We start from the raw sequence: 15,409 nt of genomic DNA, 5'->3' as shown, positions 1-15,409 counted from the left end.
AGCCGATGCATTCCTTAAAAGAGAAAACTGGGATTTTTTGCTGGTGTTTGTCCGTCACGTCGTGTGTACCTGCCGTCTTTTTTCTATTGAATGAGATAGGTTGTCCAGGGCCTGATCGGGAATCTTTCCCAATACTATGGGGTCTGTACAAGGCGGCGTGTAGGAGCAGCCGCGGATAGAGGCATATTGGGCTTTCATCAACTCGATCGCTTGCTCGCGCTTCTGGTCAGAGACGCCCCCGGTGGTAGCGCCGCCATGAAACTGATGGAAAGAGCCTTCACCAACAAGGATTACATGCTCACTGTCCGGATCCTCTAACGCCCTTTTGTACAGGTCAAGGTTCAGAAAACCACCCCCCAGACTATCAAACCGGGCATCTCCTCCTCCCAGTTTGTTCCATAACTCTATCGGTAGGCTGATGCAGTTGCTCTCCGCACTTGGCAGGAAATGGCCTCGCTCGCATGATTTGCTCAGGCAAGAGACCTCAAACAGCCTGTAGGCATTCTTAGGCCATTCGATGCTCGTCAGTAGCCCTTCTTCTTCTTTCTCGCCATAGCCATTTTTAACCGCTAGTTGCTGTAACTCGCTACCCAAGTGATAGCTAGGAACCGTAGCTACAGTCTGCCGTCCCAGCGATTGTGCCCGAATCAGGTTCTGCAGAACGCCAGGTGTCAGCATTCGGGCTCCATCAACCATGATGCAAAGGTATTCAGCTGTTGCTTGCGCTGCACCAAAGTTCAGAGCATTCACAGGTGATGGTGAACTCTCCTGACGGGCAAAGTAGCGAAAGTTTTGGGGTAGATTCCGGGTGAACTCTTCTGGGAGCATGTTGCGCGAGGAGTTCTCTACGATGATGACCTCGTAATCCAAGCCAGTAATTCCGCTTTGGTATTCCGGGCTTAGTGAAATCACAGTCTTCTTTGCCTGTTCGACCATGTCATAGACGACTACGACAATGGACAGGCGGGGCGCACGGTCTTTCCAGAACCGCTGTATCCATCGGGCACTCATTCTTGTGCTGCTCTTGTGTCAGGGTAGAACGAACTCAATTTAGCCAACCACTGAAGGGTGTTTAATCAATTGTGTCGAACTCGTGGGTCGGGTAATTATCTGGCCAATTGGAGCTTTGATGGTGAAGGCCTCAAAACTTCTACACGTGGAGGCGTTCAGTAATGGTCCCTAGTCAGTACAATAGTAATTTCAACGTTGATTTGAATTGTTATGTCGAACCTGACCCACAGTGTACGTCAGTACATCGTTCATGCCCACATGTTTAAGAACGCGGGCACAACCCTCGACTGGAGCCTTCAATACTCGTTTGGCGAGCGTTTCTTTGCCCATACTGATGATGCTGTGCTGCGTGATCGTCCCCGTGAGCTGGAGCGCGTAATGCTTGAATCCGGCCGAATTTCTGCTCTGTCGTCACACTGGCTGCCGCTGCCGCTGTCGCCTGTGCTCGCCAATCAGACAGCGCTACTGGTGCTGCTGCGCCACCCGATCATTCGTGCTCAATCGGTGTATCTCTTTGAGCGGGGCCAACAGGGCGATCACGGGCCCTCCAGTACAGCCGCCAAACAGATGGATTTCAGAGAGTTTGTGGAGTGGCGATTGTCACCGGGCAGGGGGCCGGTGATTCACAATTTCCAGACCCGCTACCTGTCAGGCCATTTTCATGACGAATGCAATGAGGAGCGGTTTGAACAGGCGCTTGAAACGCTGGATGCGGCGCTCGTGGGTATCGTAGAGCGATATGACGACAGTATGATCCTGTTCGAGACGGCGTTGTGTAAAGAGTTTCCAGAGCTCGATCTTGCCTCGAGACCAAAGAACGTCAGTGCTACGGCAGCCCAGACTATCGGGGAACGTTTGCAACAGATTAAGCAGGAGCTCGGAGACACCTTTGTTCGGCTGTCAGAGGCTAATGTGTTCGATTTACAGCTGTATGAGCGGGGGTGCGCGTTGCTTAATGCACGCCTGGCCGGCATTCGAGGTCTCGAACAGCGCCGTTCAGAGTTTGCGCAGCGATGCGAGGCCCTGTCGTGATATTTGAAGAAGCTCGTCGTCGCCTTCGCGTCATCAAGCGTAAACTGCAAACGAAGTTGCTGGGCGCTGTGCAGCATCCGGAGTACGTGCGCGCCACCCATTACTTCGGCGAGGGCTGGGCCCTGAATAGTCTGCAAGTTGTGGATAGGGTCAGTCTTCGGCGCGATATGGCGCAAATTGTCGAGGATGGGTTTAACACGGTGATTTTTGTGGTGCCCTGGCGCGGGTACCAAACCGACCACTACGCCCCCACCTATGACGATAGCTACCTGCGACAGCTAGAGCGGATGATGGCCGCAGCGCAGCACGCAGGCCTGTCAATCATCGTAAGGCTGTCCTATGCGCACCAGGTACTTGATCGTCAGCCGCTGAGCGGCATTACCACTATCCAGCGCTTGTTGAATGACTCGGCGACGCAAGATGCCTGGCTGGATTATATGGCTAGGGTCCATGCGCTCTGTGTCAGTTATCGCGCGTTTAGAGCGGCGTTTCTCAGTTGGGAGGAGTTCTGGCATGCCTTCTGGCGTTGGCAACTCTACAAGCCAGAGCACAAGCGACAGTTGGCTGAAGAAACCGGATACGCCCGCTATTTGCAGGAGCAGGGCATTGATGCCGAGCCAGTGATCCCCCGTCCGGAAGAAGCGGACTACCGTCATTTCCATGCGTTCTCGAATCATCGCATTCGGCAAATGCATGCGCTGGCGGCAAGTCGTGTGCCGCAGCTGGGGATAGAGATACGCGTAGACAAAGACAAGCAAAAGAATGCCGACGGCAGCGTCGATTGGTTGTCCAACGACAGCTACACCGACCTGGATGTGCTGCGCTACACCTACTGGGCGCCGTTTATGGGTGCCGCCAACGAGGGAGAGATCCTCAGCACCGAGCAGGCAATTGGCTTACTGACTCACGCGCTCAATGAGGTCACCGGGCGGGGTGCGGACGTCGGTCATATTGTGGACCAGTTCAATTTTGTTGATGACGCGCCCAAGTTCAGGGGCATCCACGCCCGTATTGATCCCGAGGAAGTCGGCCAGTTTTTGCATGCTGCGGTGCCGGTGATGGCTACCTTATCGCGCGGTTTTGGCATCTGGGCCTGGCGCGATTATCGACAGAACCTGCTGTATAACGCGCGCTTCCTGCTGGGCACGCGTGGTTGGGAAGTCGCTTGCGGTACGGCACGACCGCAGCGGCACGGCGGGGTAAGACTTTCGGGTGCGTCGTTAATCAGGCAGACGCTGCCCGCGCGCGTCAGCGGCTTACAAACTACCGTTCCTTTCGATGAGTTCGAGCTCGTCGCCCGCGCAGTAGATCGTTATCAGTCGGGGCAATTGGAAGCTCGGATTAATGCTGGCCCTTGGCATGTTCTGGAAACGGCTGCCACGACGCTGGGTGCATCGGCTGCCAGCGATGAATTGCGGGTCATCTTTGAGGTGCAGCGGCCGATGATTCTTGAGGACGGCATCGTGATTGAGCTGAGAAACTCAGGCGCGCCCGTGACAGTCGATGGCTTGAATCTTTTCCACGTGGTCTTCCGCGGTGGTTTCAGAGACGAGCACGGCGACCCCTGTGGCCACTACGAGGCGCTGAAAGCCTTTAATGCCGAGCTGGCGAGCACGGTCACCGCTGCAGCGACGGATTGAACTGCGCCACGTAGTCCAGTGAGGTGCTCGCCGGAATTTCTCGCCTTACGCGCAGCGAGCCTGGCGCGTAGCCCAACCAGTCCAGGTTCGCCGCCCAGGCCTCGTTGGTGTGCGCAATATCTTCATCGGTGAGCCAGTATGTCCAGTCGCCGTAGCCCTTGGATCGAGCCACACGTTGGTACTCGCCGGGTACCTCGGTATCCGCACTTTTCAATGTAAGGTCAAGATAGTCCTCAACAGCTAGCCAGTCATCATCCAGCAGCGATTCATAGCGCACCAGCAGAGGTGAAAATGTCTCCCAATAGCGCCGTTGCTCGTTATGGAGATTATTGAATACTACGAAAGGGGCGCGGCCCACGGTGCCGGAAATGTCATCCCAGAGCGATCGGCAGGATACTTCGTCCGGGTGCTCGATTTTGTTCTGCAGGGCTGCAACACAGTAGTCATAGCCGCGCTGGTCGCCGCTTATCTGGAAGTCATAGAACAGGTAGAGCAGCATGCTGATGAACTGATCGCGGGGGTCGCGGTAGATCAGCAACTGTTTGCCAAACTCATCGACGCGCGGTGTATCCGATTTCACCCGGCCGATAAGCACTTTGGTGAGAGTGTCACTCGTATCGCGTTGATCAAGTATTGAAGCAATGACTGCTGGATCGTCCGGCTCGAAGAAGCAGGCTAATTGGTCTTGGTTCAAGGCACGCTGCAAACGGCTGAAGAGCATGGTTGTCCCGGATTTTGCCAGCCCGGCAATCAGGTAATTCATGGTTGTATAGCATCCGAGTTGCGAACAGCAGGTGTCTGTAAAAAGGTCAGAAGTTTTGGGTGCTGTGCCACGTAGAGTTCGCCTGCATAGCGCGCGAATGGCAGCGAAAGGTGATGGCGGTCATAGAAGGCGGGGGTGCCGTCCGGGGTTTGTGTTGCGCAAGTTTGTACCTGCCGGCCGCGGCACAGAAGCTCAACTTTATCGATGAACAGATCGGTGACTCCCATGATCTCCCTGTAAAGGCGTCGATCCTGCGGATAATCTGCGAAATAGGTCACGTTGTCGGGCTGGGCACAGCTATCGGTGCTGCCGGTTCTGGAAAGATAAAAACTGCAGCGCCGCTCAGTGTTGATATAGCCTCCCAGCGTGACAATGCGCACGCTGGGGTTGCTGGCTTTCAAAGTCTCCAGCAGTTGCAGGGTTGTGGCTTTATTGTGTGCAAAGGGTTGATTGGACGAATAGACCACTGTGCGCAACCTCGCCGTAACCTCATCTGAGAACAGAGTATCCAGGCGGTGCTGGCAGCTGGCATCGTCGCTGGTAAAGCGCTGCCCGTCCCGCCCGATGTCGCCGCAGGGATTGAGATTGCCAAAGCTGATGAGAGTCAGCGCATTGTCAGGCTGCACCGCATGGATAAAGTTATAGCCGTCGGTCTCGTGAGAATTCCCCAGCACGAGCACCAGTGGTGAATCTGCATCCCCGCATTGCTCGTTCTGTTGCAAGTTGTCGAGCCGGCAACCTGCGAGATAGTCCCGGAGGCGCAGTTGTTGTCCGGCAACAACTTCCTCGGGTGAAAGGACTGTCGTTGGCCGGCGCCATTGCCAACCGTCCCCCAGCCAGGCGGTGCCGGTGATGCCAGCAATGGTCACGACGCTAAGGACAATGGCGGGCACCGCAAGTTTGGACCGAGTAGAACTGGCTGTGCCCGAGTAACCGGCCCGCGAATACACGCGCCGCTCAACGCCGTAGTGCAGCAATACCGTCGCGATGAGTATGGCGACGGCCAGGCCCAACTGCTCCAGCGCGCCAAGCGCCATGCCGTATTGGTATCGATACAGCGCAATCAAAGGCCAGTGGACCAGGTACATGGAGTAGGAAACACGACCTAGCCATAGGGCAAGCGGCGATGTAAGCGCAGTAGTGGCCGGATTCGTTGGCCCAGCCTGAGCGCCTGCCATCAGGCATAACGCGGCACCCGCTGTGGGTACGCTAACTACCCAACCAGGAAACTGGCTGCCATCTCCCAGGGCATAGACGCTGATGCCGATCAGTACCAATCCACAGTAGAGGGCCAGGTTCGCTAAACGTGGGCTTTCCTGATTGGCCAGCCACGCCGCGCCCCAGATAGCCAGCGCCCCAGCAGAAAACTGGAACACGCGGAAGGGCAGCAAGTAGAACGCGGCCGCCTGATCCACGCGGGTGTACCAAACCGATAGGCCAAAGCCGGCTACCGTGATCGCCCCCATTGCAGCGACAAGAGACAGCCTCCGGCGCAAGGCAAATAGGCCCGCTAGCAGTGCCGGCCAAAACAGGTAGAACTGCTCTTCCACTGCCAGTGACCAGGTGTGAAGCAGTGGCTTGAGCTCAGAGGCTTCATCCCAGTAGCCGGACTCGGCGAAGAACACGATGTTCGAGACACTGAACAAGGCTGCCACCGCCGAGCGGGCAAAAAGCACCATATCGTAGGCGGTGAACAGGAAGGCCGCACCTATAACGGTGCATGCCACGGTTACGACGAGCGGAGGGATTAGACGCCGTATGCGTCTTCCGTAAAACGCACTGAAGGAGAACTCCCCTCGCTCATGCTTGCCGAGGATAATGCCGGTGATCAGAAAGCCAGAGATAACGAAGAACACGTCGACACCGACATACCCACCGTCGAAGCCCGGTACTCCCAGGTGGAAAATAACCACGGCCAGCACGGCGATGGCACGCAGGCCGTCAATGTCAGGTCTGTAGGTCAATGCGATGGCGCGGTCATTGCAGGAATCCACGGAGTATACGGTGCGCGTATAGTGTCACCAAGAGCGAGTGCAAAACTTCGCATCGCTAACTCTGAACGCTCATCGGAATGCATCATATGAATAACAGTGGCCAACACCCAATTCCCCAAGAAGCCTTCGACTGGTATGACGCCTATGCCCACGGCGATATAGACCGTCGCACCTTTCTCGCCCGGCTCGCCGCGCTCGGCGTTGCCGCCAGTGCCGTGTCTGGGTTGCTGCCCAACTACGCGCTGGCAGAGCAGGTATCGTTTAATGACCCTGATATCGTAGCCCGCTACCAAATCTTCCCATCACCGGACGGGCACGGTGAGGGGCGGGGTTATTTGGTAGCTCCTAGAGAAGTGGAAGGTTCATTGCCTGTTGTGCTTGTGATTCATGAGAACCGGGGCCTCAATCCCTACGTCAAAGATGTGGCACGTCGATTGGCAAAAGCAGGATACCTGGCGCTCGCGCCTGATGCCCTGTATCCACTGGGCGGCTACCCCGGCAATGACGATGAAGGCCGCACTATGCAGCGCAGCATGGATCGCTCAAAGATTGAGCAAGACTTTATCGCTGCGGCGCGGTTCCTCAAGGCCCATGAGCAGGGCAATGGCAAACTGGGCGCAGTTGGCTTTTGTTTCGGTGGGTACGTGGTCAATATGCTGGCTGCGGTGGTGCCCGAGCTCTTGGATGCGGGAGTTCCCTTTTATGGCACCCCGGCCAGCGACACCCTCTGGGGCAATATCCGTGGCCCGCTGATGGTACAGCTCGGTGAGCTCGATAAGCGGGTGAATGCGACTTGGCCTGATTACGAGGCTGCTTTAAAAGCGGCGGATGTGCCCTACGAAATGCACATGTATCCCGCGGCAAACCACGGCTTCCACAATGACTCTACGGCTCGTTACGACGAGGCTGCTGCGTCATTGGCCTGGCAGCGGACCCTGGATTTCTTTTCGGCTAATCTAACTGCCTGATCGCCTGAATTGAGCGCTTTCGGTAGTGCTTGCGGGCGCCAATGGTCTGGTGTGGAGCTGTGCCCGTTTGTCCCAAGCCGCAAGGGTCGCCACCTTGTATGAATGCGCTTCGTTCTCCCGGTTGTTGCTGCCACCGGGCGGGCCTATCGCGGACCGTTTCGCACCTCAGTCCGTGGCTTTAAACGACCGGCAGGTGATTGCGCCTAGAAACCAGATGATGCGAGCGGTGTGCCGTCCAGCCAGGCGTTGATGAGCTGGCGTCGAGTCGCTGTCGTGACAGTCCTTCTGGTTGATGGTACATGCAGTCCGGATCAGCGACGTTCTACCTGCCTGCTGGGGATTTGCTCCAGGCGGGCTTTGGCGTAGCATGCGCTCCACCAGTACTTCGGATGACGACAATGCCTGAGCTATTCAAACTTGACAGGGCCCTGGTGGAGCAATGGCTAGAGGAATCCAGGGTGGCCTATGAGGATTGTGGTCACTGTGAAGGCCTTCATCTCAGCGCATTGAAGTCAATCGAAGGTGCCATCGACAGTCGCCTGTTTCTCGAGCGCTTTGGTCTGCTGCTGAACACCGAGTTGGAAGTGAGGCCTATGGCGCTGTTTGCGGTAGCGGCGGACCTGGGGCGACTTAATATGGAGTTTCCAACGCTCAAGATATTCCTGGATATTGTCGACGATGCCACACCGCAGTTGGTCATTGCCGGGGTGTTACCGGCCAGTCCCGGCCTGATGCTGCAGCAGTTTGCCGCTTTCGTTGCAATGACGATGGAAGGCACGCGCCAGGTCGCAGGTGAGTGTTTGCGACTGGATTACCTGTTCCCCTCTGGCGATGGATCAGCTCAAGGAGGCGCGCCTTCAGCGCTGCACTAAGTTGCGCCTTCGGCAAGGACAGCGTCCGCTAGTGCGGTGACGTGCTGATCGTGTTCGCCTAGCTCTCTGAGTGCGCTATCCAGGTTCAAAAGATACTCGGCGTTACTGCCGCTTGGTCCCTTCGATCTACGAATGTGACTGGCGAGTTCCTCCAGTGGTGCAGGGCCGAGAAACGCGTGGTTGTTAATGTCAGCCACATAGACTAATCCATAGACCACGCTGTTGTCTGAAGTCAGGTGAATCTCAGTGACCTCGCGGCGATAACCGTTTTTCTCGCGGTGATCCAGGTGCTCAACCACAGAAGGCTCTACGAGATAGGCAATGCCGCCGCATACGTGGCCAGGGGAGGACATTAGTGTCACGACGCGGCCGGGTGATTCTGGCGTGCCCCTGTGATCATGGGAGCCTTGCCAGAATCGGCGCTCCCACCCGCTGATGTACGCTCGCTGGCGCTCGAGGTACGGAAAATCAATTTTGTAGATGAGAGAGCCATAGGCGAACACCCACGTCGGTACATCTGGAATCACGCTCAGGCAACCTGCCGCTGCTCTTCAGTGCGCTGTATCTCGAACTCATCGAGCGAGATACCGCCGTGTGCCTTTTGATAAGCCTTGAAGCTTCCGGGGTAGAGAAACGGCGGGTAACCCTCGGCGTTTGTGTAGTAACTCTGGCAGTCTTTTGCCGCCCAGGAATACTGGGGGAATCGATTCATCATCCAGTCGCAATACTCGGCGGTGACCGTTTCTTTGACCTCAATGGTGTTGCTGTTCTTATCTCGCATGGCCCTGAGTAACTTGACGATACTGGCCACATTGACCTCGGCTGTGCGGAAGTAGGACGCATTGAGCACCAAGCCATTGGGCCCCATCGCAAAGAAGTAGTTCGGGAATCCCGGCGTCGCAATACCCTTGTAGGCGCGCGGCGTACCATCCAGCGCCTGCGCCAGCGACTGATTGTCCCGCCCGCGCACGTCGATACGATCCCAGTCCATGATGCGGTAGCCCGTGCAGTAAATGATCACATCGCAGTCGATGCTCCCGCCACTGGACGTGACGATGCCAGTGGGTGTGACCTCTTTGAGTCCTTCGGCAATTAACGACACGTTGTCCCGCTTTAACGCAGGATAGAAATCATCAGACACCAGACCGCGCTTGCAGCCGTAGCGGCTGTCGGGTGTTAGCGCAGCGCGCAGTTCGGGATCCTCGATTTCCTTGTGCAGGTAATCGAGCGCCATTTTCTCGAACTGCTGCATGCGCTTGTGCCCCAATGTCGCGGCGTTCTCTACCTGGCCCATCATCAGTCCCTGCACTGCGCGTTTGGCTTTGATCAGCCAGGGATAGCGTCGGTAGCGGCGTTTTTGTGCTTCGCTATAGAACTTGCGTCCGCGTGGCATGATCCAGTTCGGCGAGCGCTGCAGTACTGTAAGTTTGCCCGCAACCTTCGCGATCTCTGGCACCACCTGCACGGCACAGGCGGCAGAGCCCACCACCACAATCCGTTTGTCTTCCAACGATACGGAGTGGTTCCAACGCGTGCCGTGCCAACTGTCGCCTGTAAAGCTGTCACGGCCTGGAACGTCGGGGTAGAGCGGGGTGTGCTGGTTACCCATTGCATTGATGATGACGTCCGCTCGCAGGGATTCTCCCGCTTCTGTTTCCAGTATCCAGTGCCCCTCGGTCTGCCACTGGGCGCGCAGTATCCGGGTGTTGAGTTTCAGGTGCTCTTCCAGCCCAAACTCCCTGGCGCAGTCAGCTAGATAGGCCTGTATTTCAGATTGTTCGACGAAGCTTGCACTCCAGTCGGGGTTGGGCGCATAGGTAAACGAGTAGGAGTGGGCCCACACGTCACAGGCAAGTCCCGGGTAGTTGTGCAATCGCCAGGTGCCACCCGGTGCATCAAGGGCATCAATGATGGTGAAATCGGTGAAGCCCTGCCGGCGCAGTTCTCTTCCCGCTGCAATGCCGCAGGGCCCTGCGCCGATGATTGCGATGTGCATAGTCTGATGTCCTGGTGAACGCGCCAACCTATATCATAATGGCCGCCAATCACCGGCCGAAGACTGTCGCCCCGACTGACAGTGAACAAGTGTGCTTATTTGTACCCGTTGCTGGGTGACGTTAGAGGCATTTGCGGGGGCCGAGGCAATCTGGAGAAAAGTCCAGAATGTGATGGACGTCACAGTCGCTGAGGGCTAGCTTTTGGGAACAACAAAGATTGTACAAGGGGATTTTGCATGAAGATGCTTCGTACAGCCGCGCTGGCGATGCTGCTTCTGCCTGTCGGGGCAAACGCGGGCGTATATGTCTGTGTAGACCCGGACACCGGCAAGCGGACCTTTACCGACAAGGCCTGCCCCACCAAGGGCACAGGCAGTAAGTTGGACGTCAAACCCCACAATTTTGGTGCTAATGGCCATCGTGGCCCAGGCTACTCAGAACAACAAGCCTGGAAGAATCAGCGCAGTGCACGCGGCGAGGCGACCTACCCGAATCGGGAAGCGCAGGCGGGTGCTGTTGCCAGCGTCGAAGAGCCCGCACAGCGCGAACTCTAAGACGCGCGGCGCTCATGCCGCTTGCAGTGCCAGTGCGCTGAGTACTACCTCATTTGGTAGTTCACGGGCAGCGATTTCAAGCCACCGACAAAAATTGCCTGCACCCACTCTGGTTTTGCTGCGATCTTGATGTCGTCCAGGCGCGGCAATAATTCCCTAAAGAAACACGCCACTTCCAGCGCCGCCAGGTGCTGGCCCAGGCACATGTGTGAGCCGTAGCCAAATGCCATTTGCTGCTTGGGGTCACGGGTCAGGTCCAGTGTGTTGGGCGATTCAAAGGCCTCGGGATCGCGATTGGCCGCTGGGTACCACAGCGCCAGGTAGTCACCGGCTTTGATGTGCTTGCCATGCAGCTCAAGGTCCTGCGTGGCTGTACGCACCATATGACGCACCGGTGATACCCACCGGATCAATTCTTTGGCAGCGCCGATATCAAGTTCGGGATTGTCTCGCCAGAGCTGCATCTGTTCCGGATGCTCTATCAAGGCTTTGAGTCCGCCCCCAATGGCGGCTGAGGTTGTATCGTGGCCAGCGCTGGCGGTGATAATGAAATAGCTCATCTGATCCAGCGGGTCCATCGGTTGGCCGTCGACCTCCGCATTGGCCAGTATCGTGGCTAAATCCTGCTGCGGGTTAATCTTTCGGTCAGCAATCACGTCGTTGAAGTAGGCGCCAAAGTCATGCAGCACCTGAAGTCCACCGCCAGACTTAATATCACGCTGCATATCCGGGTCTTGGCCGCCAAAAATCTCCTGTGTGAGCTTTAGCATGGTTTCCTCTGACTCCCGGGGCAAACCCAGAATCGAGAGAATGATGCGCAGTGGGAAATACAGCGCGATGTCCCTGACGAAGTCGCAGTGGTCGCCCATGTCGGCCATCTTGTCGACGAACTCTTTTGCCAGTTCCCGGACCTCGACCTCGAGGCTCTGGATGCTGCGCGGAAGGAACCATTCGCGGGTAACTTTGCGCATCTTCAGGTGTTTCGGCCTATCCATGTGGATTAGTGTTTCCAAGCCGTTAGCGGTACCGAAGGTCTCCAAAAACATTTTTTCGGCTTCTTCGGGCACCAGCACTGTGCGGGGTGCGCTAAGGAATTCGTCGTTTGCGCTGCCGATGCGTTTAACATCGTCATAACGGGTTAGCGCCCAAAAGGGTCGATACTCGGGGTGCTCGACCAGCGCCACGGGATCGGTGCTGCGAAGGTGGTCAAAAAGGGCATACATAGTTTCCTCGCGACCCATGATCGCGGGATTGAGAATGTCTTGTGGCTGGAACTGTGATGGCGTTCCTGTGGCGGGCTGATTCATGGTGGGCTCCAAGATGGAAAGCGCCGGAGCATAGCATGTGATCGAGCGGTGTATATGTCCCCGAACCCGCACAAGACCGTGACAGCGCTGCGCTCTATGCACTATGCTGCAACGTTGTTGATCGGAGCGTTTTCCATGCAAAAACCTGGGTTTCTGGCGCTGATATTGGTGTTCCTGACGGGCTGTGCGCAGTACGACAATAAGCGCGGTGTTGAAGTGAGCTGGAGCCCAGAGGCCATCAGCGGCTTCGAGACAGGCGTGACCACCCGCAATACTGTGATGACGGCGTTGGGCCCACCGTCACAGGTGATCTCACTGGATGGCGAAACGGTGCTGTACTACCTCTATGAGAAAGCCAAGGGATCCGGCTTGATTCTCATCGTGTACAACCGTTTCGAAGTCGATACCCGTTATGACCGAGCTGTATTCTTCTTCGATGAACAGGATCGTCTGACCGACTATGCGACGCACATTGTCGAAGATATTGACTAGGGTCCTGTTCCTGTGCGCCCTGTTTTTGCTGCAGGGTTGTACGCAGTGGCGTTACGACATTGGAGAGCCTGTCTCGCAGTACCCCGCGGACGTAGGTAGCACGCTTGCGGACGCCATCTTGGTACTGGGTCCGCCTCTTCGCACAATACCTACCGCCTCCGGATACGTGATGGCCTGGGAGCACTGGCAAATCTCGGAGAACAGCGTGGGCTTGAGTCTGGGCTTTCTGGGCGTTGACTCCCTGTCGGTGGATTGGGGAGAAGCCAGTATCACGGGGGAGTTTCTCCTGTTGGCTTTCAACCCGCAGCACACCCTGGTTGGGAGTGAATTTTCCCGCTTCGACAGCGAAGCCGGTGGAGGTGCCGCTTTACAGCCATTGGCAAGTCTCGTTGATGTGGTTGATGTGGGTGATCTCACTGAAGCGCTGCCGCAGCATCGCTGGGGAGCCGTGAACCTGCAGGCATTGCCGACGGCTCTGAATGCGGTTTGGCAGCCGGAGCTCGGTGGGCGTGTGCTGGAGCAGCGCGGTACACCAAATGGAATCGGTCAGCGCAGCGTAGAAAATCAATAACAAGTTTATAAACGTCGGGCGCAAACCTCAGGCTGCCCGGTCATAAGATGCAGAGTGAGGAACACACTATGAATATCGACACACTACCCGGGTTAGTAGATCACTGGGCTGACACCTGTCCTGATCGCGTATGGCTGCGCGATTTGCGCGAAACTGCTGAGCAAGACGTTGAATACACCTGGGCAGAGGCCAGGGCAGAAATTCAGGCCATGGCTGCGATGCTGGAATCCCGGTTTGGCAGCGGTGAGCGCATGGTGGTGCTCTCGCGCAACCGACCGCACTGGTTTATGTCCGATTTGGCGGTCATCGCATCGGGCAACGTCACAGTGAGCATGTTCACTACCTTGCCCGGGAGCACTGCCAAGTACATTTTGGACTTCACGGATACCAAGGTGATCTTTGTGGGTGAAACCAGTAACTGGGAGGCAGTCTCCGAAGTGCTGGCTGAGGATGTCACGATCATCACGCTGCCGGGGGTCGTAGTACCTCAGCCCCATCTGAAGTGGGAGGACCTGCTGTCCCAGTTCCGCGGTCAATCGCCCAGTTACGAGTGCAAGCACGACGACCTGATGTCGCTGGTGTTCACTTCCGGTACGACGGGCATGCCCAAGGGCGTGATGCAAACGCACGATAGCAACCTGATACCCATCCGCCGCTTTATTGAGGCGTTCGGTATCCGTGATAATCCCAGGTACTTTTCCTACCTGCCGCTTTCGCACATTGCAGAGCGTCAGATTGTTGAATTCTCCTCACTGGTTGCCTGCGGCGAGGTCAACTTCAGCGAATCGCTGGAGACCCTGCTGCGCGACCTGCAGCGCACGCGTCCGCATATGTTCTTTGGCCCGCCCAGGATTTGGGAGCAGTTCCAGCAGGCTGTTATTGGCAAGTTTGGCGGTAAGGATGCGCTGGCCCAAGCCCTTGATCAAGACGAGAAGGGTATTGGTCAATTGATTCTGGACGGTATTGGCCTTACCGAAGTGGAGTACTGTTTGACGGCCGCAGCGCCCACGCCGCCAGCGCTAATTCATTGGTGGGATAGATTGGGTCTCGTACTCTCCGAGGGTTTTGGGCAGACAGAGGCCATGGGCCTGATCGTCAGCAGTCCGAACGATCGACGTGTAGGTTCCATCGGCAAACCGGTGGGCGATGTGGAGATCAAGCTGACCGATGAGGACGAACTGGCAGTGCGCGCTACCGGTTGCACGCCCGGCTACTACAAGCAGCCGGAGAAAACCGCAGAACTTATTCAGGACGGCTGGTATCACACCGGAGATAAGGCGCGCATTGACGAGGATGGTTTCATCTACATCACCGGGCGCGTAAAAGACTATTTCAAAACGATACAGGGCAAATTTGTGGCGCCGCCCCCCATCGAAGGCGAGTTTGCCAAGAACCCGCACGCGGAGCAGCAATGCCTGCTGGGTCGCGGTTTCTCAAAAACCGTTATGATCGCGGTGCTCACTGACGAGGCCGGTGGCCACGATAACGACATGGTTGAGCAATCGCTGCGCGAAACCACCGAAGCCATCAACAGTGACGTGGAGAAGCATGCGCGTATCGGTGCGGTTATTGTGTCGCGTGAGCCTTGGAGTATTGAGAACGAAGTGTTGACGCCCACACTTAAGATTCGCCGTGAAAAAGTGGAAGAGCGCTTTGGCGAGCTAGCAGAGCGCCTCGCGCGAGAAGCGGCCGAGCAGGGCGCACTGCTGGTTCACTGGCACTAGTCGGCCAGGCCCCGGGACACCGGTATGCATATCTGGGTGGATGCAGATGCCTGTCCCGGGCCGATCAAGCAAACGCTTTTTCGCGCCGCCCAGCGTACGGGCATTTCCCTGACGTTGTTGGCGAATCACAGTATGCAGGTCCCTGCGTCACCGCATATACGGTTTGTGCACGTGGAGAAGGGCTTTGATGTGGCGGACAACGCGATTGTCCAACGTGTCCAGGCGGGTGACCTTGTCATTACCGGTGATATTCCGCTGGCGGCCGAGGTCATTGAGCTTGGCGCTTTGGCGCTGAATCCCCGCGGTGAGCTCTACACCCGGGACAACATCCGTGCGCGTCTGAACATGCGTGATTTCATGACTACCCTGCGCGATACCGGGGTGCAAACCGGCGGGGCCGCGCCCTTGAGTAACGCGGATAAGCAGCAGTTTGCCAATAAGCTGGACAGCGTGATTGCCAAGCACTTGGCGCGTAAGCCCTAGT

At 56.8% G+C, this 15,409-nt stretch carries 15 protein-coding genes; 9 read left to right on the top strand and 6 right to left on the bottom strand.

What is annotated here, in order from left to right; all coding sequences use genetic code 11:
- Nucleotides 1-54: 54 nt before the first annotated feature.
- Nucleotides 55-1,011 carry a glycosyltransferase family 2 protein gene (locus IE089_RS07670; protein ID WP_189476862.1) on the bottom strand — a complete coding sequence of 319 codons (957 nt, stop codon included), beginning with the start codon at nucleotides 1,009-1,011 and terminating at the stop codon, nucleotides 55-57.
- 210 nt (nucleotides 1,012-1,221) lie between these two features.
- On the opposite strand from IE089_RS07670, the gene IE089_RS07665 reads away from it, so the two are divergent.
- Both IE089_RS07665 and IE089_RS07660 read left to right on the top strand, forming a co-directional pair.
- The gene (locus tag IE089_RS07665) at nucleotides 1,222-2,043 is read left to right on the top strand and encodes a sulfotransferase family 2 domain-containing protein (protein WP_189476861.1); all 822 of its coding nucleotides are present in this window, start codon (nucleotides 1,222-1,224) and stop codon (nucleotides 2,041-2,043) included.
- The gene (locus IE089_RS07660; protein ID WP_189476860.1) at nucleotides 2,040-3,683 is read left to right on the top strand and encodes a hypothetical protein; all 1,644 of its coding nucleotides are present in this window, start codon (nucleotides 2,040-2,042) and stop codon (nucleotides 3,681-3,683) included. Before IE089_RS07665 ends, IE089_RS07660 begins: the two co-directional genes overlap by 4 nt.
- Here IE089_RS07660 and IE089_RS07655 read toward each other — a convergent pair.
- Both IE089_RS07655 and IE089_RS07650 read right to left on the bottom strand, forming a co-directional pair.
- Nucleotides 3,661-4,446 carry a hypothetical protein gene (locus IE089_RS07655; protein ID WP_189476859.1) on the bottom strand — a complete coding sequence of 262 codons (786 nt, stop codon included), beginning with the start codon at nucleotides 4,444-4,446 and terminating at the stop codon, nucleotides 3,661-3,663. The two genes, IE089_RS07660 and IE089_RS07655, sit on opposite strands and share 23 nt — an antisense overlap.
- On the bottom strand, nucleotides 4,443-6,440 hold the full coding sequence (locus IE089_RS07650; protein WP_189476858.1) for an acyltransferase family protein: 1,998 nt from the start codon (nucleotides 6,438-6,440) through the stop codon (nucleotides 4,443-4,445). The genes IE089_RS07655 and IE089_RS07650 overlap by 4 nt, the downstream gene beginning before the upstream one ends.
- A gap of 86 nt (nucleotides 6,441-6,526) precedes the next feature.
- On the opposite strand from IE089_RS07650, the gene IE089_RS07645 reads away from it, so the two are divergent.
- Complete coding sequence (locus tag IE089_RS07645; RefSeq protein WP_189476857.1) at nucleotides 6,527-7,408, top strand: dienelactone hydrolase family protein; 882 nt, start codon at nucleotides 6,527-6,529, stop codon at nucleotides 7,406-7,408.
- Between the two features lie 398 nt (nucleotides 7,409-7,806).
- Nucleotides 7,807-8,280, top strand: a complete 474-nt coding sequence (locus IE089_RS07640) for a YbjN domain-containing protein (RefSeq protein ID WP_189476855.1) — start codon at nucleotides 7,807-7,809, stop codon at nucleotides 8,278-8,280.
- On the opposite strand, the gene IE089_RS07635 is transcribed toward IE089_RS07640, so the two are convergent.
- Entirely contained in the window at nucleotides 8,277-8,807 is a 531-nt protein-coding gene (locus IE089_RS07635; protein WP_229802638.1) for a gamma-glutamylcyclotransferase, read from the bottom strand. The genes IE089_RS07640 and IE089_RS07635 overlap by 4 nt on opposite strands.
- A 2-nt stretch (nucleotides 8,808-8,809) precedes the next feature.
- A complete protein-coding gene (locus IE089_RS07630) occupies nucleotides 8,810-10,276 on the bottom strand; it encodes a flavin-containing monooxygenase (protein ID WP_189476853.1) in 1,467 nt (488 codons plus the stop codon).
- Between the two features lie 237 nt (nucleotides 10,277-10,513).
- Between IE089_RS07630 and IE089_RS07625 the strand changes: the two genes are divergently transcribed.
- Entirely contained in the window at nucleotides 10,514-10,831 is a 318-nt protein-coding gene (locus IE089_RS07625) for a DUF4124 domain-containing protein (RefSeq protein ID WP_189476851.1), read from the top strand.
- A gap of 44 nt (nucleotides 10,832-10,875) precedes the next feature.
- Here the strand turns inward: IE089_RS07625 and IE089_RS07620 are convergent, their stop codons facing one another.
- On the bottom strand, nucleotides 10,876-12,138 hold the full coding sequence (locus IE089_RS07620) for a cytochrome P450 (protein ID WP_229802637.1): 1,263 nt from the start codon (nucleotides 12,136-12,138) through the stop codon (nucleotides 10,876-10,878).
- A 135-nt stretch (nucleotides 12,139-12,273) separates the two neighbouring features.
- Between IE089_RS07620 and IE089_RS07615 the strand changes: the two genes are divergently transcribed.
- The 4 genes from IE089_RS07615 (at nucleotide 12,274) to IE089_RS07600 (ending at nucleotide 15,408) form a co-directional block, all read left to right on the top strand.
- Nucleotides 12,274-12,630 (top strand): hypothetical protein, encoded by a 357-nt coding sequence (locus IE089_RS07615; protein WP_189476849.1) that lies wholly within the window; start codon nucleotides 12,274-12,276, stop codon nucleotides 12,628-12,630.
- Entirely contained in the window at nucleotides 12,623-13,201 is a 579-nt protein-coding gene (locus tag IE089_RS07610) for a hypothetical protein (protein WP_189476847.1), read from the top strand. The genes IE089_RS07615 and IE089_RS07610 overlap by 8 nt, the downstream gene beginning before the upstream one ends.
- Before the next feature lie 68 nt (nucleotides 13,202-13,269).
- Complete coding sequence (locus IE089_RS07605) at nucleotides 13,270-14,925, top strand: AMP-binding protein (RefSeq protein WP_189476846.1); 1,656 nt, start codon at nucleotides 13,270-13,272, stop codon at nucleotides 14,923-14,925.
- 24 nt (nucleotides 14,926-14,949) lie between these two features.
- Nucleotides 14,950-15,408 (top strand): YaiI/YqxD family protein, encoded by a 459-nt coding sequence (locus tag IE089_RS07600; protein ID WP_189476844.1) that lies wholly within the window; start codon nucleotides 14,950-14,952, stop codon nucleotides 15,406-15,408.
- Nucleotide 15,409: the final 1 nt, after the last annotated feature.

This window comes from Parahalioglobus pacificus (genome assembly GCF_014652275.1).
Lineage (GTDB): Bacteria > Pseudomonadota > Gammaproteobacteria > Pseudomonadales > Halieaceae > Parahalioglobus > Parahalioglobus pacificus.
Note: the sequence above shows the minus strand (reverse complement) of the source record. Positions and strands in the feature narration are given on the sequence as shown.